Source organism: Alteromonas sp. 009811495 (assembly GCF_028865455.1).
GTDB lineage: Bacteria > Pseudomonadota > Gammaproteobacteria > Enterobacterales > Alteromonadaceae > Alteromonas.
This window is the reverse complement of record NZ_CP113972.1, coordinates 431,779-451,417: the sequence shown is the minus strand read 5'-3', so window position 1 is coordinate 451,417 and position 19,639 is coordinate 431,779. Positions and strand designations below refer to the sequence as shown.

Sequence of the window (19,639 nt, the reverse complement as noted above, 5' to 3'; positions counted from 1 at the left end):
AAACCGACTAAGTGAAAAAAGTGGGCGCATAGTACAATACTATGCGCTATAGCAACATGACCTAATTAGCAGATAAGAAATCTAGTACGCGGGCAAGTGTACGCTCTCTGATGTCATCAGATTCAGTAAAGAGTTCGTGATAAGCGCGCGGTATGATTTCTAGTGTTGTATTTGGCATTTGCTGGGCTACACGGCGTTGTCGTTTATTGTCGATAATGCTGTCGCCGTCAGCGCTTAATAATAGGGTTGGCGTTGTAATGGCTCGCGCACTGCTCTCTATGGTATTCATCGCCTCATGCGCCGCTTTTAACCATTCAGTCGTCACACCGCCAAGCTGAATTTCTTGTTCTTCGTCGTAGAGCTCTCTAAATAAGCTGTATCGCGTTTTACTGTGGGTAAGCTTATTCAGTGAATAGGGAAATGCGATATAAGGTGTTTGACCGAAGAAATAGCCCGAGTCTCGCTTCTTCATTCGGTTTACGGCTAACCCAGTTCGAATGAGCCCGTTTGCAAGCCAATTAGGGAGCGCTGGTTTGATGCCAAACATCGGTGAAGCTAACACCGCTCTTGCAAAGAGGTTAGGCATCCGAATAAGTGTCAATGCACCAATTGCGCCCCCCATCGAGTGACACACTAGCTGTAATTCACCCTGTTGTAGCGGCTTTACGATAGTATCGACAAACGTTATTAAGTCATCGACATAGTCATCAAAACTGGCCACATACCCATGCTGAGGATCGTGAGTCATTCGGCCAGAGAGACCTTGCCCCCGATGATCAAGAATAAAAACGGCAAACCCATTTTGGTAAAGGTCGTAGATAAACTCTTTGTACTTTAGGTACGACTCTATACGCCCAGAGCTAATCACTATGGTGGACTTTGGCGACTCTGGAACACAGTACGCGTAGCGAACATTAATGTCATCTTTGCCGGTAAATGCGCCTTCGGTTACATTATCTCGCCAGAAAGGATTTATTTGCGTGGCAAATGTCGTTGCTAAGTTGTGTTCAGATGTGAACGTCCAGTTCATACAGGCACCTACTTTTACCAAAATGAAGAGTGTTTACTCACCGCCACGCGTCAGATTCAAGTAGCATTACTACATCAGTAGTCTAACCTTACTGTCTCTTTACTATTGCTTTTTAAAGGCAAGTGTAACGTGAAGACCACCTTTATTCGCGGGTGCGGCCGTTATCCTTCCATGATGCAACTCCACCGCCGCTTTTGCAATGGATAAACCTAATCCAACGCCACCAGACTCCCGCTCTCGGGCTAAAGAGGCTCTGTAAAATGGTGCAAATATGCGTTCGCATTCCTCTTTTGACAAACCATCGCCATCATCGGTTATGTGAATAAACCAATGTGTTGCATCGGCATTAAAGGATACTTCGGTCAGATAGTGACTATGGCGAATTGCATTACGCAGAACATTTTCAACCGCTCTACATAACATCATACTATCCACACACACGGTATACTCAGGAATCGCTTGTATGAGCAGCTGCTTATTAGAATTTGCTGCCTCAAAATTCGCATCGGTAAACACGTCATTTAGGGCAAGACTAAGCGGCATCGTTTGAAGCGACACTTCTCCAGCCTCGGCACGGCTGAGCGCGAGTAGTTGCCCAATCAGCGCTTCCATTCTGTCAGCCTCACGCTCCACACGCGTTAGCGTTTCAGGGTCTACGTTTTGCTGATGTGCTAACCCCAAAGCCATTTGAAGTCGCGCGAGTGGCGAGCGCAATTCATGCGACACATCGGCGAGAAGACGCTTTTGCGCCCCCCACATCGATTCCAGCTGTTCTGCCATGGTATTAAAGTCGCGGGCAAGTTGCCCTAGCTCGTCTTGTCGGTTAGCGGCCTTGTCAACCCGCGTATGCCAATCACCCCCTGCGAGTTTTTTTACTGAGCCTTGAATATGTAAGATTGGATTAGTCAATGTTCGAGCAAATAGCCAACTCAGTACGGTGGTTGTGACAAGCGCGATAATAAGAAATAACAGCACTGGTGGTGCTTTTCTTTCTGGCATATCGAATTTAGCTGAGAACAGTGCATATCTTTCGCCGTTTCGCTCAAAGAAGACTGGGCCAACGAGTTTGATTGCCCCGCGTTTAATCGCAATGGGAGAGGATTGACTAACCAAGCGCTGCAAATCTCTCTTGTCATTTGCGCGAAGCGGCGGCCCACCAGCAATAGTCAGTTCCTCTGTGGCAATGTTGATTGCAGCTAAGCGTCCGCGCAATCCCCGAGAGCTACGATTGAGTAGTTCTAATAACGATGCATCCGCTAGTCGAGGGCGTGCTAATCGCTGTGATATAGCGTTAAGCTCGGCAACATCACGAGGTTTGACATCAACGACTTCAAGCTCTTCAAAAAACACCCTGCTTCCCCATATGGCAAGAAGTGCTGTGACTATAAACGTCACCCAAAACCATAGGAAAAGCCGCCCCATAATCGCGCGGGCTGGATTTACTCTCTTTAGAACGTTGCTTAGCATGCTAACTACCTTTTTAGCCGCTCAATTATTTGCTGACTGCGTGGGGCTATTATTTGCCACGCTATTCTTTGTTGAGCAGCAACATGTAACCGACACCACGAATGGTTTTTATTTTCTCATCATGCGCCGCACCTGCGATTTTTTTGCGCAAATTACTGACATGCATGTCGATACTGCGGTCGAACGCCTGTAAGGGTTTACCGAGGATCTTAAGGCTAATTTCTTCTTTGGTGACGCGTTTAGCAGCATTTAGCATGAGCAGTCTTAAAATGGAAAATTCAGTAGTAGTCAATGTTAACTCTGTCTCATCAACTTTTGCTGACTGACTACTTGGGCTTAAGAATATGCCATTAATCACAAGATCTTGCTCGATCGCACCTCCGCCAAGCGAAGCAATATTATGTCGACGCACGATGGCTTTAATACGCGCCACTAATTCTCGATGGTTAAAAGGCTTAGGCAGATAATCATCAGCCCCCATTTCTAACCCCAGTATGCGATCGTAATCATCGCCACGAGCCGTAAGCATTAGAACAGGTGTAGTATGACTTGCTCGTAACTTTTTCAGTACGTCGAAGCCGTCCATTTTTGGCATCATTACATCAAGCAATATTAAATCATAATGATGTCCTGATACCGCTTCAGCCAAACCGGCTTCGCCATCATTACAAACCTTAACTTTGTACCCCATACTATTGAGGTAAGTTGAAAGCATATCGGTTAGCTCAATATCATCGTCGATGACTAGCACAGATTGTAATTGATAGTCTGAACTCATAATTTTTAACTCGCTGACTGCCTGATCCATATCAGAACTCTCCACCATTAAAGCGCCTTTGTATGGTTGCTTCACCATTTATTACACTGACACACTTCTACTATAACTTTTCAGACCTTTACAATCTCGATTCGTTACGCCCTTTACATAAGCTTTACGTTACCTTGACTGCATTGTTTTTAAATGGCGTTACTCTTTGTATTGTCCGAACAAAAAGGAGACGACGATGAAAAGAGTATTAATTGCCAGTGCGATTGTTGCCACAATCAGTGTATGTGGCGTGGCATCAGCAAAACACGCTGGCCACGAAATGCGTCATCATGAGCCTGTTCATAATATGATTAAACACTTGCGAGGCCTGTCGCTATCTGATGCGCAGCGCGAGGAAATAAAAGGTTTAGTGAGTACGTTTAAAACTGCTAACCCTCGCCCAGTGTTTGCGGAAAATGATATCCCTGAGTTTGAGTTAGCAACAGCTTCAGAGGCACAGCTCACTGAATTTGTTACACAGAAGATTACCGCAAAAGAGGCGACATTTTTCGCGCTTGCGCAGTTGCGTCACGACATCTTTAATGTGCTTACGTCAGAGCAGCAAGCTTTGATGCTAGCACGAGAAGAAAAGCGCGAAGCCAAACGCGAGTCGCGTATGCAGGCGCGTCAAGAAAGTAACGAAAGGCGTGAGGCCCATTTCGCGAAACGAGGGCAGTCGCACGAGCGCGGCCATCCTATGCCCTTTAGAGGCCTCGATCTCAGTGACGAGCAAAAGGCAACGCTTGCAACACTTAGAGAAGACATGAAGGATGCTATGGCGACACATCGTGAGACCATGCGTAGTTTTAAAGAAGCGCAGCAAGCGTTAATTCGAAGCTCAGCGTTTTCAAAAGATGCATTTGATGCGTTAGTTGCTCAGTATAAAGACGAGCTGGTTAACGCAGGCATCGCAAAAGCAAAACACCATCAAGCGATGTTTGCCGTGTTGACCGAAGCGCAGCAAAGCATACTTAAAGAAAAACGTAAGGAAGAAAGAGCGCTACGCGATATGTTCAGGTCCTAAACGCTAACCTGAATACGTAGTTATGAAAAAGCGTTGATGCTACTCATCAACGCTTTTTGCTTAATTTTTTCTGTTCAAGACCGCTTAAAAATTGGGTTTTACTGGTTTGTAATCCGGTGATAAAAACAAAGGTGATGTTACCACGAGGTCTGCAGTTGCTGGTGTACACGCCACAGGTACATTCCACACAGAGCACAAACGAAGTAATGCTTTTACATCAGGATCGTGCGGTGCGGCATTAAGCGGGTCCCAGAAAAAAAATAACGCATCAAGCTTATTTTCAGCAATAAGCGCCCCAATCTGTTGATCACCACCAAGCGGCCCGCTCTTATAACGCGTCACATCAAGCCCAGTTTCACTTGCAATAAGCCCTCCCGTTGTACCGGTAGCCACCAAATTGCATTGTTTAAGCACGTCAATATGTGTCTTTACCCATGCAAGTAGCTCAGGCTTTTTATGATCATGAGCGACAAGCGCTAGCGTTAATTTACTCATTTTAGTCGAGCCCTACTGTTTGTTCTTTGTCTTTTCTTCGTTTTTTCTTTGTATATGCAAGCGGCACATCCACATGTAGCGCTTTTAATATAAATATTCAGTTTAATAACTTCAACTGTCAACTTCTTGTAATAACTTTAATTGTATTATGCTTATTACTCTTATTGGTCACTCTCGCCCACAGCAAGCAAAATATTTATACATTTATATTGCATAAACATTCAAAATGAATAAACTAGTAGTCGGTTAAAGCATCTAGCCCAATATTTGGGTTAATCGAAATAGGAACTTGTGATGACACAACCAACTCACGCTATTGATTATCTGGTCAACAGCGATAAAGAGTTAACCTCTCCCCTGGCTGGCTACGTGCGGCATAGCGCGCGACGACGCGCATATTCGTCTATGCTTTTGCGTTAGCACACTTTTTACCTTTGTAATGTGGTAGCGGTTAGGCAAAGGAATACGCCCAATCAGTTTACAAAGGTAAAAAGTGATTTTTTTCTTCCTTTATTGAATTTTTAGTTATGTATAACGTTGCAATTATTGGTGCCAGTGGTTACACAGGAGCACAACTTGTCCAGTTGGTGATGCAGCACCCTGCACTCGCACTTAAAGGTACTTATGTATCTGAAAATAGTGCCGATGCAGGTAAGTCCATTGCCCAGCTACATGGCAATCTTGCCCACGTAAATGCGGTACTTACACCTATTTCAGATGAAGCGCTCTTAGAACTGTCACAAAGTGTGGATTTTGTCTTTTTAGCCACACCTCACGAGGCTAGCCATGACTGGATGCCAATTCTGTCGTCAGGACGTGCAAAGGTACTCGATTTATCAGGTGCGTTTAGGTTAAAAGATACTGACGTGTTTGCGCAGTTTTATGGCTTCGCCCACACTCAAGAAGAAAGCCTAAATAAAGCGGTTTATGGCCTTGCCGAATGGTATGCCGGTGATATTGCCAGCGCGAATATAATAGCCGTACCAGGCTGTTACCCTACTGCCAGTTTAAGTGCGCTTAAACCATTAGCAAACAAGCTTCTACTTGATGATAGCGTAAGGCCCGTTATCAATGCCGTTTCGGGTGTATCCGGTGCCGGTAGAAAGGCCAGCCTTACTACCAGTTTTTATGAAGTAAGCCTGCAAGCCTATGGCGTATTAGGACACCGTCACACACCAGAGATAGAAGCCTATCTTGGTTCGCCAGTCATATTTACCCCACATTTAGGTAATTTCAAACGCGGTATTTTGGCCACTGTTACCGTAAAAGTAAAAGCAGGTGTAACCAGTGCTCAACTTGAACAAGCGTACTGTGAAGCCTATGCTGATAAACCTATTGTGCGTTTGCGCGACAGCTTCCCTAAAATTGATGATGTCGCGCACACCCCGTTTGTTGATTTGCATTGGAAGTTAGATGAAACATCGGGATATGCCGTGGTTACCGCAGTAATAGACAACGTCATGAAAGGCGCAGCTTCGCAAGCTATTCAATGCCTAAATATCATGACAGCACAGCCAGTAGAAACAGGGTTAGTACTATGAGCCGTTCACCAATAGTTATTAAAGTTGGCGGTGCATTACTTGATGATGCACCTGCTATGGCCCGCTTATTTTTAAGTGTTAAAGAAGTGCAAACTGCACGCCCTGTTGTTGTAGTACACGGTGGTGGCCCATTGGTTGAAACGCTTATGGCAAGTCTTGGGCTACAAAGTACTAAAATTGATGGCCTACGCGTTACTCCTGATGAACATATGCCATACATCTGTGGCGCATTAGCAGGCTCGGCCAATAAGCAATTGTGCGCCGCCGCCATCGCCAGTGGTTTAACGCCGGTGGGTCTGTCACTACTAGATGGCAATATGGTGGTCTGCGAGCCACTTGCCGATCAATACGGTGCGGTAGGTGTGCCGTCAACCGCAGATGCAGCGTTTCTAAAGAACGTACTCGCGCAGCATACCTTACCTATAATTAGCTCAATCGGTTCAAGCCCCCAAGGCAGATTGCTTAACGTTAATGCCGACCAAGCTGCAACGGTAATCGCTGAGCTTCTAGATGCTGAATTGCTGCTACTCTCTAACGTAGATGGCGTGTTAGACGCGGATAAAATGCTGATACGCGAACTCGATGCACAAAGCATTGCACACTATGCCGGTGAGGGCGTCATCACTGACGGTATGAAAGTGAAAGTCGATGCGGCTCTTGCTTCTGCAAACACCCTTCAACGCCCCGTATTTATTGCCAGCTGGATAGCTGACATTGCCGATATTCTTAACCAAAACACAGGTACACAAATAAGACCTACAAATGCTGCAAATACGAAAGCGCAGCAAGCTGGAGACGTATAATGAAACAGGACCTACTTACCTTTGCAGACTGGACACCAGATGCAATGCAACAGTTGCTGCAACTAGCAGTAGAAATTAAACAAGCACCTGCAAGCTACAGCAATGTACTGGCGGGTAAGTCTGTGGTTGCCCTGTTTGAGAAACCGTCTTTACGCACCCGCGTGAGCTTTGATATTGGTATTAATAAGCTTGGTGGTCACATGGTGTATTTAGATGTGCAATCGGGCAAATTGGCTGGTCGTGAAGATGCTGTTGATACTGCGGCGAACTTAGCCTGCTGGGCCGATGCTATTGTGGCGCGCGTTTTCTCGCACACTACCCTAGAAACCTTTTCTAAGGCCGCGAATGTACCGGTGATCAATGCGCTTTGCGATAAGTATCATCCGTGCCAAGGACTTGCTGACTACCTCACTATGTTTGAACGTTTCGGCAAGACTGAAGGATTAACCATGGCGTACGTGGGTGACGGTAACAACGTGACACATTCTTTGCTGATTGTGGGCGCATTACTTGGCTGTAACCAAGTGGTCGTAACGCCAAAAGGTCACGAAGCTGATGCTGACATTGTGGCGCAAGCGCAAGCTATTGCAAATAAAACCGGTGTATCTATTGTGCAAAGCCATGACTTAAGTGCCGCAAACGGTGCAGATGTCATTTATACCGATACGTGGCTATCTATGGGTGATAACACACCACTTGCAGACATAAAAGAGAAATTTGCACCGTATCAGGTGAATGAAGCGCTGATGGAAGCGACAGGTGCAAGCTACGTAATGCATTGTCAACCCGCCCATCGCGATTTAGAAATTACTGGCTCATTGATTGATAGCGATAAGTCGCTGTTAATGCAGCAAGCCGAAAATAGAATGCATGGCCAGAACGCCATTCTTACTCAATTACTTAGCGCCTAGCAAGACGCATAAAAGACGCTTAAGAGGATTACTTAGATGCAAAACGTTAAAAAAATTGTGCTGGCCTACTCTGGCGGGCTTGATACTTCAGCCATCATTCCATGGCTTAAAGAAAACTATGGCTGCGAAGTTGTCGCGTTTGCGGCAGATGTTGGTCAAGGCGATGAAGAACTTGAGGGCCTTCATGAAAAAGCCATCGCATCGGGCGCAAGTGAGTGCCACATTGTTGACTTGAAAGAAGAGTTTGTTAGTGAGTACATCTTCCCGACCATTACAACTGGCGCGGTATACGAAGGTGAGTACCTGCTTGGCACATCGATGGCGCGTCCAGTGATTGCGAAAGCACAAGTCGAGATTGCTCGTAAAGTAGGTGCTGATGCCCTATGCCATGGATGCACAGGTAAAGGTAACGACCAAGTGCGTTTTGAAAGCACCTTTGCCGCACTTGCTCCTGATCTAACCGTTATTGCACCGTGGCGTGAATGGGATATGGTGAGCCGCGAAGACCTACTTGCCTACCTTGCCGAGCGCAATATTCCAACTACCGCATCAGCAACAAAGATTTACAGCCGCGATGCAAACGCATGGCACATCTCACATGAAGGTGGAGAGCTTGAGGATCCATGGCAAGAGCCTACCAAACAAGTGTGGACCATGACTGTCGACCCTGAAGATGCGCCAGATACCCCAGAGCGTGTAACGCTGTCTTTCAACGAAGGCAAGCTAACCCATGTTGATGGTGAAGCACTGTCTCCGTATCAAGCGTTAGTAAAATTAAATGCCGTAGCTGCCGCGCACGGTGTTGGACGTATCGATATTGTTGAAAACCGTCTTGTCGGCATGAAGTCGCGCGGCTGCTACGAAACCCCAGGGGGCACCGTACTGCTTAAAGCCTATAAAGCCCTTGAGACAATGGTACTGGATAAAGCAGCACTTAAGTACCGCGAGCAAATTGGTCTTGAGTTTTCGCATGTGATGTACGACGGCCGTTGGTTTACTGCGCTTAACGATGCGCTATTAGCCGGTGCAGCTTCGTTTGCTCAGAAAGTCACTGGCGACATCGTGGTTAAGTTATACAAAGGACAAGCAACGGTAACGCAGCGTCGTTCGCCTAACAGCCTTTACTCTGAAGACTTCGCTACCTTTGGTGCCGATGACGTTTACGACCAAAAACACGCTGAAGGTTTTATTCGCCTGTTCAGTCTATCGAGTCGTATTGCGGCGCTTAAAAACCAAGGTTAATGAGTTAGGTATTAAAAGCATTTAAGGAGCATCACATGGCGTTGTGGGGTGGCCGGTTTGAATCCGGTGCAAGTAGTATGTTTAAACAGGTTAACGACTCGCTGCCGTTTGACCAGGTTATGGCAAGCCAAGATATTCAAGGCTCTATAAGCTGGTCGCGCGCTTTGCAAAAAGCAGGTGTACTGACGACTGATGAGCAAGCACAACTTGAAGGCGCACTTAGCGAGTTAAAAGCACAGGCCGAAGCGGGTGAATTAGATTTCAACGCGTCAAGCGAAGAAGATATTCATAGCTTTGTGGAAGCCGCGCTAATTGAGAAGCTTGGTGACATTGGCCGCAAACTTCATACTGGGCGAAGCCGTAACGACCAAGTAGCCACTGACTTTCGTCTGTGGGTACGCGAGCATATTGCCTCACTGCGCGATGATGTACTGGGTGTTATTAAGTCTCTGCTTAATGCCGCAAGCCGTCATCAGGAAGCGATTATTCCGGGTTATACTCACCTACAGCGTGCACAGCCTATTCACTTTGCGCACTGGTGCTTAGCTTACGTAGAAATGCTAAAGCGTGATTTAAGCCGTTTAGATGACTTAAAAGTACGTATGAACCAGTGTCCTCTTGGCTCTGGCGCCTTGGCAGGCACTACCTTCCCCGTAGACCGCCACGCTATTGCTGAGGAGCTTGGTTTCGACTCTCCCTGCCTTAACAGCTTAGATGCCGTGTCTGACAGAGACTTTGTGCTGGAACTTTTGTTTGTAGCAAGTACCAGTATGATGCACTTATCACGCCTTGCTGAAGATATGATTTTTTATAACTCAGGGGAAGCTGGATTTCTTCAATTAGGCGACAGCGTGACGTCTGGTTCATCGCTGATGCCACAAAAGAAAAACCCCGATGCTCTTGAGCTTATGCGCGGTAAATGCGGTCGCGTATTTGGGTCGCTACAAGCCCTACTCGTTACAATGAAAGGCCTTCCCCTTGCCTATAATAAAGATATGCAAGAAGACAAAGAGGGGGCGATTGATACGGTAAATCAATGGCATATTTGTTTGTGTATTGCCAGTGAAGTGCTGGACTCACTACAACTTAACGAAGAGCGCTGCCGTGTCGCTGCTACACAAGGCTTCTCTAACGCAACTGAACTGGCTGACTACCTGGTAGGCAAAGGTGTACCGTTTAGAACAGGTCACGATATTGCAGGGCGTGTAGTGCTTCAAGCCATTGACAAAGGCTGCGCAATTGAAGATTTACCCCTTAGCGATATGCAAGCTATTTGCGACAAGATAGAAGACGATGTTTACCCAGTGCTTCAACTGGAATACGGCGTAAATCAGCGCAATATTCTAGGTGGCACCAGCAAAGAAACCGTGACAAAAGCACTGTATCAAGAGCTGGAAAACTTGGACAAGCAAGGCTAGTAGCAAAGGACACGCAAATGGTATTAGCACATCACGATGGTATTAAGCTGTTTCGCAGTTCGTTACCGTACATTAACGCGCATCAGGGCAAAACTTTTGTGCTAATGTTCGGTGGCGAAGCCATTGAACACCCGAACTTCCCCAATATTATCCACGACATTGCCCTTCTAAATAGTTTGGGCGTGCGCGTTGTGGTAGTACACGGTGCTCGCCCTCAAATTGATCAGCGTGTGGCACTTCGCAATATTGAGGGTCGTTTTGATAGTGGTGTGCGTATTACCGACAAGCAAACTCTTGAGTGCGTAAAAGATGCCGCAGGCTCTGTGCGCTCTCAGGTTGAAGCGTTACTCACCATGGGGTTGCCGAATTCGCCCATGCATGGCTCGCAAATTCGCGTGTGCTCAGGCAACTTGGTAGTGGCAAAGCCTATGGGCGTGCGCAATGGGGTAGATTTTGAAAATACCGGCCTTGTGCGGCGCATTGACACCACCGGCATTAATGACCATCTTAACGACGGTTCTATTGTTCTGCTCTCACCTATGGGCTACTCATCAACAGGTGAAGTGTTTAATCTGTCTCACGAAGATGTGGCAACACAAGCCGCTATAGCACTTAAGGCAGACAAGCTCATTGTGTTTTCCAACTTCGACGGTATTTACAATCGTGAAGGTAGACTACTGCGTACTATCGAGCGCCCGCAGCTAGAGCAGCTTATGATGGCTGGCGACATCACCACAGAGGACACTGTACTTAGCGCACTGACCACCAGCGTCGCAGCCGGTGTTCCTCGTGCTCACTGCATCAGCTTTGAGCAAGACGGAGCTCTGCTACAAGAACTCTTCACTCGCGACGGTACGGGTTCGCTGGTAATGGAGCATCATTATGAGCAACTGCGTGCTGCCACTATCGATGACGTAGGTGGCATTTTAAAATTGATTAAGCCTTTAGAAGAAAGCGGCGTGCTAGTGAAACGCTCTCGCGAGCGTCTAGAGAACGAAATTAATCAGTTTATTGTGATTGTACGTGACGGCATGATCATCGCCTGTGCTGCACTTTACCTCTACCCTGAAGATGGCTGTGCTGAGCTTGCATGTGTTGCCACTCATCAAGATTATCGCGGCAAAAACCGTGGAGAACGTATTCTTGATGAAGTTCGACTACGTGCGAAAGAAGCAGGCATTGATCGTATTTTTGTGCTTACCACAGTGACTGCACACTGGTTTTTGGAGCAAGGTTTTGAGCCTGCCGATATCAGCGCACTGCCTGCTGTCAAAAAAGAACTCTATAATTTTCAGCGCAACTCAAAGGTGTTTACGTTACCAGTGTAACCAAACACCTTAAATAGTTTTCATTTAGCACTATCCCAATGCCTTTGAAGAGGTTATATTAAAATCTCTAGTATTGAATAAAGAATTTTAAATCAGTGGTTTACTAGTGCTAACTCGTCTAAAAAGCGCATTACAACGATACTTACTTCTGGATAGCGAGCATCTCAATACCACTGATGCGAGCATTTGGCGCCTGAGCGTACTTCGCATAATCTTATTGGTGGGCGCAATTTTGACGTCCGCGATTGTAGTCCACTCTTCATACACGGCCTATATGAAGGGCATGTATCATGTTCTTGTGCTAACTATTGGCTTTTCCCTGCTACTGTATGCAACGTTGGCCATTAAAAGGCCGCAAGTAAAACTTGCCTCTTATTGCCTTGTTTCTACTGTGGTCGCGGCGTCTTTCTGCATTGTGTTTTTTACAGTTGACTTCACCATAGCGCGCTACGGTTTTTTGCTGCTGTTTACGCTACCCATTATTGTCAGGTTAATGTATGGCACTAAAGCTTCTGTTTTGGTCATGTTATTCAACATTGTGCCCTACATCTTGCTTATTAATAACCAGTCGCTTTCGCCGCTTGCCGGCATAGATATCACCTTACCAGAAACACATACTTACATTGCATCAGTGTTATTTTTGTTCTTTAACTTTTGTATTCCGCTGGCCGTTTTACGCGTAATGTCATCGTTGGAAAAGCAGTCTTCAAGCAACCTCCAACAAAGTCGAAAGCTCAACAAATTAGTACACCAGTATCAGGAGATTTTTAACAACGGCGGTACACCCTCTTTTTTCTGTGATGAGCAAGGACGTATATTGCAGGCAAATAAAGCTGGGCGAAAACTGATACGCAAATTCAAAAAAGCACAGCATACACATGCGGATAACATAGAAGATATCTTTGAGCTATCTTCGCCTTTTGGAAAAGGTGAAAATCAGTCTGCGACCATTAAGGGCGACTCAGATTGCGAGTTTATTTTGCAATTTGCCAGCCTAACACATCATCAAAAGCAGCTTATTCATTGCCACGACGTATCGTCGATGAGAAAGAGTACGCGCGAGTTGGATGCTATTCGCAAGCAACAGTTTGAAAAGCTGTATACGAATGAGCTTACATTACTCAAAAACCATAATTATTGGCGTAAATCAGACACAGAAGAAACCATTATCAACAAGCATGTGGTGCTACTGAAGTTAAGCAACCTGCGCGACATTAATTTACGCTACGGTCATTCAGTTGGAGATGATGTTCTACGTGATGTCGCGTCACAGCTAAAAAAAGCACTATCGTCTTCTGTTGAGCTGTATCACTTTCCTGGCGCTAAATTTCTCTTCGCTTTACCTAATTTACAACTGGCTGGCCAAAATATAGAAACTTGGCTGGGTCGCCAACTTCCTCGATACTCAGTGATCAGCCTAGGTAACGAAGACAGAAACTTTCAGCTAGAATGGCGTGCAGGTTATGCTATTCCCACCAAAGAAATCAGCCCTGACACTGCAGTGGAATGTTGCACAATTGCACTTAGTCAATGTACCTACCAGATACCTTTTGCACCATTCAGTGCAAATGCAGTGAGAGTTATCAGAGAAAACACACAACACAAAGACAAGGTTAAGTCACTGCTCGATAATGGCTGCCTGGCACTATTTCTTCAACCGCAAGTCGATACCGAAGAACATGTGGTGAGCTACGAGGTACTTGCAAGACTTAATGATCGCGCCAGCAATACTATCCTTCAGCCGGCTCAATTTATCCCAGTGGTCGAAGAGAACGGCTGGGACATACTCTTTACCCAAAAAGTGATTGATGGCACTGTCGAACTTATTACCTCGTGGCCAAAAAACCTGCCATTCGCGCCACTTGCCATTAACTTGTCAGGCCCAGAGCTATTAAGTGACGTTTTCTACGAAAAGCTACTTAGACGGTTCTCAGAAAATCCTGTGCTATGTAAGCAAATCAAGCTCGAACTTACCGAAACCTCTGTACTTGCAAGCCACAATGAAACCAAGCGACGCCTTAAGTCACTAGCCAACATCGGCGCCACGATTATCATTGATGATTTTGGTACTGGGCATGCCTCTCTTTCTCAGCTAATCGACATGTCTGCCTCTGTTTTAAAAATTGACAGAGAATTCATTGAGAGTATCGAAACCTCTGAACGGCACAGAAAAATTGTTGAAATGACGGTGAATCTTGCCAAGAGCTTAAATATGAAGACTGTGGCTGAAGGCGTTGAAACAATAGCGCAATTTGAAGCATTACAGGTCATGGGAGTGACCATGTTTCAGGGTTATCTTTTTGGGAAACCCGCCCCCGTGTCACATTGGGTTGCCCAGGAATCTATACACACTCATCACGCAATAAAATAGTTTTTCCATTGCAATTTTCCTCACAAAAAGCTTTACTGGTTTGACCAGTTGAAAAAAGATAAAAGTAGGCCTTTTTGTGAACAGTACTTCATCTAAAGACATCGCTATAGCGTGCAGCGACAGTACCCGTTTAACCGCCACATTGTACTCACCTCAGTCTTCAGCAAAAGGCGCTATCATGATTGGCCCTGCCACTGGCATAAAACGCCAGTTTTACAGTGCTTTTGCCACTTATTTATGCGAACAAGGCTTTGGTGTTATTACCTTTGATAACCGAGGTATAGGTGAATCAGCTCACTCAACGGTGAGTAAAAGTGACGCTTCATTAGTTAAGTGGGGCGAGCAAGATATGCCAGCCGTGCTTGAAGCACTCAAAATGGCTTTTCCCAACGTACATTATTTTCTAGTAGGCCACAGTGCTGGCGGGCAATTACTCGGCCTCATGCATAACGTGCACGACTTGACTGCGTTTTGTAACTTTGGCAGTTCGTCAGGCAGTTTGCGCAACATGCGAAAGAGTTACTTGCTTAAAGCGCATTTCTTTATGAATTTTTATATACCCGTGAGCAATCTACTATTCGGTCATACCAAATCTCAATGGGTGGGCATGGGAGAGCCACTACCTAAGAAAGTAGCTCGCCAATGGCAGCAGTGGTGTAACGGGAGTGGCTACGTGAAAACGGCATTTGGAAACGATGTCAAAACGCATCACTACGACAATATTTCGCTGCCGTCAAAGTGGATGTTAGCCACCGACGATGATATTGCTAACATCGCCAACGTGCATGACATGATAAGCGTATTTCCAAATATGGAAGCAGAAGTAGAAGAGCTTGAACCACAAGCGCATGGTGTCAGCGAAATTGGCCACATGAAGTTTTTCTCTCGAAAATGCCAGCACTTGTGGCCAAAAGTTTCAGACTACTTTAATCAATATCTGTAGCGCTACCCCAGCGTATAAACACGGCCGATATTGGCGGGGATATTCCCGCCACAGTGCTGAGCGAAGTCATCAGCAAGCGCTTCAAGTCCGCTACGCTCTTCAACCTTAAGCCACGCATTACTCCACGTAATTGCTTTGAAAATGAAGGCGCTGCTTTGTTTAGAAAATTCAGCGGCGCCTATTTCCGCGACACGCTGTTGTATGTGGGCTGGCGCAAAAAAGAACGTGTTGTCTGTTTGCTGTTCATCAGTCACATCATGCCAATGCGTTAACCCCACTTGTATGTAGCGCATGTTTTGTTGGCCGATACATTCTGTAAGCGCTTCTTTCACTTTTGCACTTCCCGACATATCAACAACCACACTAGGCACCATAGGAAGTGAAGCAAGGTCGTCGTAACTAATGACCTCTTCGTAAACATCGACACGTTTTACCATGTCCACGTGCTTTCTCGATGTGATACCAGTAGCGCTTATCCCCTTTTCTTTTAGCGCAAAAGCGAGCCCCAAGCTGGTTTTACTAGACGCACTCACTATAACAACCTGCTCGCGTTGCGCTACGTCTATGGCACTGACCGCCTCCCATAGGCAATATGAGGTAATAAATAGCGGCCATAACAACATTTGCAGGTTGTCTTGATAAGGCTGAGAACTATCAGGCTTCCCATTACTCGCAGGAAGTAAGCGATAAAGGTTGTATCCTTGCGGCAGCGGCAACCTGTGGCTACTGCAGTCGATTAGGTTTTTATCGCTGACTTTGGCATTACTCATAGTCAACTTAGTTGCCGGAGGAAAGTAACCAAAATAGCGGCTGCCGACTTTTACGTCGTCCAGTGTTGAGTGCGTTACTTTTCCTATTCCCCAAACTGGGATAACACCCCATGGGGTATCTGCCGGCGCATCAACAGGAGGAAAAAACTGCCAATAACCCAACTTTTCACCCACCATAAAGTACGTGAGGTTATTGGCAGTAAACGCAAACCGTTCAACTTCAAACGCTACACAGGCTGTCGTGTTTCTTTCGTTGTCAGCCTCGGCAATGCGTATAGTATTTATGTTCTGCTTGTCGACTTGAAACTGATTCATCGTATTTGTCCCTTTGTCATCAGTTAACCAAACTGCCCAGATGCTTTGAGCGTTTGAATATATGTCATTAGCTTTTGCATAGCTGGCATACTAGCCGCCTTTAAACGCCCTAACACCGCTAACTTCTTAACATCGTCTTTTGCAACACCGTGTACAATTCGGGAGAACCCATCCAATCTACATTGATGGATCCACATACGTAGCGCTTCATCTTCTGACCAAATCTTCATATTCCGCAGCATGGCAGCAGTCATCGGCAGCCAGTCAATATCGCGATTGGGGAGAGGAACGACCTGAGTGAGTAGCTGTTTAGTAGCCTCATCGCTATATGCCGCCTCCACATGCGCAATTAGCGCCGCGCTGAACACAGGCTGATATGCACGTACTGTTTGCGGTGTGATGGTGTCTCCACTAAATACAGGTTTAATCTCTAAGTTGGTGATGGCTGATGCCGAGCAGTCTATCACTAGGGCGTTCTCAGGCATTGCCCAACTAGCATTCTCAAATTCCAATGCCTCTTTTGAGATATGCTTTACCCTGCCGTGGCGCACAACTGATGTTAGCTTTTGCAGTGCCTCTAGCTCCATTTCACTAACAGTTGCACCATGAAACATACTTGGCCTGACCGACTTATCAAGTCGCAACAGCACGCCGCTCGACTCAAGTCGGTCAAACATATCATCTATCGACTCAGACTGTGCAATTGCTTCCATTTGATTGGCTTGAGCACCAATAGCGTCAAAGAAAAAGCGCTCTAATGGCTGCGTATTCTTTCTATTTAACAACCATGCATCACGAGAGACTACCCAATGGATATTACCTGGCGAGACCTTGTTTTGCAGCAGCCATAAACAGGTATCTATACCGGTTTTCCCACCGCCCACAACAACATAATTTTCATAGCCATTGGCATGCATTGTTACCGTGTTAACGGGTGTAAATGCAACATCGTCATCCCGCGTAAAGCTTGGCGTATGGGTTAACGGAATATTAGTATTGAGGTAAGTAGCATCTACAATCTTCTTGTTTACGGTGACTTCGTATTGTGTGCCGTTAACCAATGAAGCGAAGCGCTTCTCGCCGTGATATTCGCACAGCGGGAAATATTGCACTCTGCCACTTGGCAAAAAGGTTTCGTTCATTACGGCATCAAAATAAGCACTGACCTCTTGTCCAGACGCCAACCCCATTAACCCCTCATTCATGCCGCACTTATCTATAACGCCTCGATTTAATTCTTTTGAACACACACCATAAAATGCAGAAGGTTGGTGTAGTGTGACAAATGGGTAGGCCAAATTCCAATGACCGCCAGGCTTCGCATGTTTGTCGATAATCAATATGTTAGCGTTGGTTTCATGCAACAGTACATCGGCAAACGCCATCCCCACAGCACCCGCACCTACTACTAAATAATCGCAAGTTAATTGCTCAACTTTCATATATGATGTCCTTATATCAACCTGCGGCCAGGCAGGTTATGTTTGAACCAAGAAATATAACAGCGTTATAAATCACTTTACATAACGCTGTTATATTGCGCAACATGTAAATGCAGTGTTAATGAAAAAAGAGACAAGACAACGGATCCTCGATGCCGCTTCAGCGCTATTTTTAAAGGGCGGAACCCACGCGCTAAGTGTACGCGCAATTGCACAGGGGGCGGGTATGTCGACTATTGGCATATACAGCCACTTCAAAGGTAAGCAAGGTATTTTGGACGCGCTCTATATCGAAGGTTTCGAGCTGGTAGAAGCAGAAATGAATGCCGCTGTTGGCAATACACCCGCAGAAAGAGTGATCAACGGATGCGAAAGAATACTGACATTTTCAGAAACGCACGCGGCTCACTATCGTCTTATTTTTGCGTCGAACGTAAAAGACTACACGCCTTCAGATGACGCAATTGCCGCCGGTCAAAGAGCCTTTATTACGTTGACAAAACTCACCGCGACTCTGGTTAAAAAGGACCTATCCGTAGAAGAAAAACAAGATATCGCCATGCAGGTTTGGGCACTCAATCACGGTTACATTACGCTTAATCAACATGAGATTAGTAATCGAATAGCATGGAACAATTGGAAGGAGCGAGCGCTTCAGGCCATTAGGCTTCATGTTTATGCGTTAGTTGCAACGCAATAGCACTCACCTTCTCTCGAGATTGGTGAGCGCTACGCTCGCGAGCAGATTACCTGTGGCTAGCTGATTGGGAATGGCATCGTCTACCTGTTAGCCAGCGCCTCGTCGATGTCACTGGCACTGTGTCTGTTGGGGAGTTGACCGTCTTCACCCCATGTTTTGTTTACAATGCGACCGCGTTTAACACCCTCACGCTGTTCGATTTTCTGTGCCCAACTTAATAGATGCTCGTACTCGTGCACTTGTAAAAATGTTGCTGCATCATAGAGATTGCCTAGTACAAGGTTGCCATACCACGGCCAAATCGCGATGTCGGCAATTGAAAATTCGTCGCCAGCCATAAACGCATTATTCGCAAGATGTTTATCAAGTACATCAAGTTGGCGTTTTGTTTCCATAGTAAAGCGGTTAATGGGATATTCCATTGGGTACGGGGCATAACTATAGAAGTGCCCGAAGCCACCACCCAAGTACGGTGCAGAGCCCACTTGCCAGAACAGCCAGTTAAAACACGCCGTTCTTTGCTGTGGTTCGGTTGGAATAAACTTACCAAATTTCTCAGCCAAATAGACAAGAATAGAGCCCGACTCAAACAACTTAGTTTCTGGTGACGTTGTAGTATCAACCATCGCGGGAATTTTACTGTTGGGATTTACATCAACAAAACCTGAAGAAAACTGATCGCCCTCACCGATATTAATTAGCCACGCATCATACTCAGCTTCATTTACGCCAGCGGCTAAGAGTTCTTCAAGCATTATAGTGACTTTCTGACCATTTGGCGTTGCCAACGAATATAGTTGAAGGCCATGCTCGCCGACGTTGCGCGTCTTGTCGTGCGTAGCACCTGAGACTGGACGATTAATACTAGCCCACTTATTGCCGTCATCTTCATCTTGGGTCCAAACTTCAGGTGGCGTGTAACTGTCTGTTGTTGACATATTGGGTCCTCAGTAATTTTTCATAAAGGGAATGACACTCTGGCGCACAACATTTCGCTTCAGAGCTATTAGGTATTACATAACAACAAAGAA

At 46.0% G+C, this 19,639-nt stretch carries 17 protein-coding genes; 10 read left to right on the top strand and 7 right to left on the bottom strand.

Annotated elements, in window-relative coordinates; all coding sequences use genetic code 11:
* Nucleotides 1–61: 61 nt before the first annotated feature.
* The 3 genes from OZ660_RS01960 to OZ660_RS01950 form a co-directional block, all read right to left on the bottom strand.
* Entirely contained in the window at nt 62–1,030 is a 969-nt protein-coding gene (locus OZ660_RS01960) for an alpha/beta fold hydrolase (protein ID WP_274742376.1), read from the bottom strand.
* A gap of 102 nt (nt 1,031–1,132) precedes the next feature.
* On the bottom strand, nt 1,133–2,497 hold the full coding sequence (locus tag OZ660_RS01955; RefSeq protein ID WP_274742375.1) for an ATP-binding protein: 1,365 nt from the start codon (nt 2,495–2,497) through the stop codon (nt 1,133–1,135).
* A 61-nt stretch (nt 2,498–2,558) separates the two neighbouring features.
* Nucleotides 2,559–3,305 (bottom strand): response regulator transcription factor, encoded by a 747-nt coding sequence (locus OZ660_RS01950; protein WP_202263331.1) that lies wholly within the window; start codon nt 3,303–3,305, stop codon nt 2,559–2,561.
* A 196-nt stretch (nt 3,306–3,501) separates the two neighbouring features.
* Here OZ660_RS01950 and OZ660_RS01945 point away from each other — a divergent pair, with 196 nt between their 5' ends.
* Complete coding sequence (locus OZ660_RS01945; protein WP_274742374.1) at nt 3,502–4,329, top strand: Spy/CpxP family protein refolding chaperone; 828 nt, start codon at nt 3,502–3,504, stop codon at nt 4,327–4,329.
* 84 nt (nt 4,330–4,413) lie between these two features.
* Here OZ660_RS01945 and OZ660_RS01940 read toward each other — a convergent pair whose 3' ends face one another.
* A complete protein-coding gene (locus OZ660_RS01940) occupies nt 4,414–4,824 on the bottom strand; it encodes a methylglyoxal synthase (protein ID WP_159627326.1) in 411 nt (136 codons plus the stop codon).
* Nucleotides 4,825–5,351: 527 nt separating this feature from the next.
* Between OZ660_RS01940 and argC the strand changes: the two genes are divergently transcribed.
* From argC to OZ660_RS01900, 8 genes are all read left to right on the top strand, one after another.
* A complete protein-coding gene (argC, locus tag OZ660_RS01935) occupies nt 5,352–6,365 on the top strand; it encodes an N-acetyl-gamma-glutamyl-phosphate reductase (protein ID WP_274742373.1) in 1,014 nt (337 codons plus the stop codon).
* Complete coding sequence (gene argB, locus OZ660_RS01930) at nt 6,362–7,168, top strand: acetylglutamate kinase (protein WP_274742372.1); 807 nt, start codon at nt 6,362–6,364, stop codon at nt 7,166–7,168. The genes argC and argB overlap by 4 nt, the downstream gene beginning before the upstream one ends.
* A complete protein-coding gene (locus OZ660_RS01925) occupies nt 7,168–8,079 on the top strand; it encodes an ornithine carbamoyltransferase (RefSeq protein WP_274742371.1) in 912 nt (303 codons plus the stop codon). The genes argB and OZ660_RS01925 overlap by 1 nt, the downstream gene beginning before the upstream one ends.
* Nucleotides 8,080–8,115: 36 nt before the next feature.
* Nucleotides 8,116–9,321: an argininosuccinate synthase gene (locus OZ660_RS01920; protein ID WP_274742370.1), complete on the top strand. Its 1,206-nt coding sequence runs from the start codon at nt 8,116–8,118 to the stop codon at nt 9,319–9,321.
* Nucleotides 9,322–9,356: 35 nt separating this feature from the next.
* Nucleotides 9,357–10,739, top strand: a complete 1,383-nt coding sequence (gene argH / locus OZ660_RS01915) for an argininosuccinate lyase (RefSeq protein ID WP_274742369.1) — start codon at nt 9,357–9,359, stop codon at nt 10,737–10,739.
* 17 nt (nt 10,740–10,756) lie between these two features.
* On the top strand, nt 10,757–12,067 hold the full coding sequence (argA, locus tag OZ660_RS01910) for an amino-acid N-acetyltransferase (RefSeq protein ID WP_202263325.1): 1,311 nt from the start codon (nt 10,757–10,759) through the stop codon (nt 12,065–12,067).
* A gap of 106 nt (nt 12,068–12,173) precedes the next feature.
* Complete coding sequence (locus OZ660_RS01905) at nt 12,174–14,438, top strand: bifunctional diguanylate cyclase/phosphodiesterase (RefSeq protein ID WP_274742368.1); 2,265 nt, start codon at nt 12,174–12,176, stop codon at nt 14,436–14,438.
* Nucleotides 14,439–14,514: 76 nt separating this feature from the next.
* Complete coding sequence (locus tag OZ660_RS01900) at nt 14,515–15,381, top strand: alpha/beta hydrolase family protein (RefSeq protein ID WP_274742367.1); 867 nt, start codon at nt 14,515–14,517, stop codon at nt 15,379–15,381.
* Between the two features lie 2 nt (nt 15,382–15,383).
* On the opposite strand, the gene OZ660_RS01895 is transcribed toward OZ660_RS01900, so the two are convergent.
* Nucleotides 15,384–16,466: a DUF2855 family protein gene (locus OZ660_RS01895; protein ID WP_274742366.1), complete on the bottom strand. Its 1,083-nt coding sequence runs from the start codon at nt 16,464–16,466 to the stop codon at nt 15,384–15,386.
* Between the two features lie 23 nt (nt 16,467–16,489).
* On the bottom strand, nt 16,490–17,908 hold the full coding sequence (locus tag OZ660_RS01890; RefSeq protein ID WP_274742365.1) for an NAD(P)-binding protein: 1,419 nt from the start codon (nt 17,906–17,908) through the stop codon (nt 16,490–16,492).
* Between the two features lie 121 nt (nt 17,909–18,029).
* Here OZ660_RS01890 and OZ660_RS01885 point away from each other — a divergent pair, with 121 nt between their 5' ends.
* The gene (locus OZ660_RS01885) at nt 18,030–18,608 is read left to right on the top strand and encodes a TetR/AcrR family transcriptional regulator (protein ID WP_274742364.1); all 579 of its coding nucleotides are present in this window, start codon (nt 18,030–18,032) and stop codon (nt 18,606–18,608) included.
* A gap of 80 nt (nt 18,609–18,688) precedes the next feature.
* On the opposite strand, the gene yghU is transcribed toward OZ660_RS01885, so the two are convergent.
* The gene (gene yghU, locus OZ660_RS01880) at nt 18,689–19,546 is read right to left on the bottom strand and encodes a glutathione-dependent disulfide-bond oxidoreductase (protein ID WP_274742363.1); all 858 of its coding nucleotides are present in this window, start codon (nt 19,544–19,546) and stop codon (nt 18,689–18,691) included.
* Between the last annotated feature and the right edge of the window lie 93 nt (nt 19,547–19,639).

Coding starts and splice junctions, on each gene's coding strand:
- OZ660_RS01890 (WP_274742365.1), bottom strand. CDS start 17,908: ATGAAAGTTGAGCAATTAACTTGCGATTATTTAGTAGTAGGTGCGGGT.
- argH (WP_274742369.1), top strand. CDS start 9,357: ATGGCGTTGTGGGGTGGCCGGTTTGAATCCGGTGCAAGTAGTATGTTT.
- argC (WP_274742373.1), top strand. CDS start 5,352: ATGTATAACGTTGCAATTATTGGTGCCAGTGGTTACACAGGAGCACAA.
- yghU (WP_274742363.1), bottom strand. CDS start 19,546: ATGTCAACAACAGACAGTTACACGCCACCTGAAGTTTGGACCCAAGAT.
- argB (WP_274742372.1), top strand. CDS start 6,362: ATGAGCCGTTCACCAATAGTTATTAAAGTTGGCGGTGCATTACTTGAT.
- OZ660_RS01960 (WP_274742376.1), bottom strand. CDS start 1,030: ATGAACTGGACGTTCACATCTGAACACAACTTAGCAACGACATTTGCC.
- OZ660_RS01925 (WP_274742371.1), top strand. CDS start 7,168: ATGAAACAGGACCTACTTACCTTTGCAGACTGGACACCAGATGCAATG.
- OZ660_RS01955 (WP_274742375.1), bottom strand. CDS start 2,497: ATGCTAAGCAACGTTCTAAAGAGAGTAAATCCAGCCCGCGCGATTATG.
- argA (WP_202263325.1), top strand. CDS start 10,757: ATGGTATTAGCACATCACGATGGTATTAAGCTGTTTCGCAGTTCGTTA.
- OZ660_RS01940 (WP_159627326.1), bottom strand. CDS start 4,824: ATGAGTAAATTAACGCTAGCGCTTGTCGCTCATGATCATAAAAAGCCT.
- OZ660_RS01885 (WP_274742364.1), top strand. CDS start 18,030: ATGAAAAAAGAGACAAGACAACGGATCCTCGATGCCGCTTCAGCGCTA.
- OZ660_RS01945 (WP_274742374.1), top strand. CDS start 3,502: ATGAAAAGAGTATTAATTGCCAGTGCGATTGTTGCCACAATCAGTGTA.
- OZ660_RS01920 (WP_274742370.1), top strand. CDS start 8,116: ATGCAAAACGTTAAAAAAATTGTGCTGGCCTACTCTGGCGGGCTTGAT.
- OZ660_RS01950 (WP_202263331.1), bottom strand. CDS start 3,305: ATGGATCAGGCAGTCAGCGAGTTAAAAATTATGAGTTCAGACTATCAA.
- OZ660_RS01895 (WP_274742366.1), bottom strand. CDS start 16,466: ATGAATCAGTTTCAAGTCGACAAGCAGAACATAAATACTATACGCATT.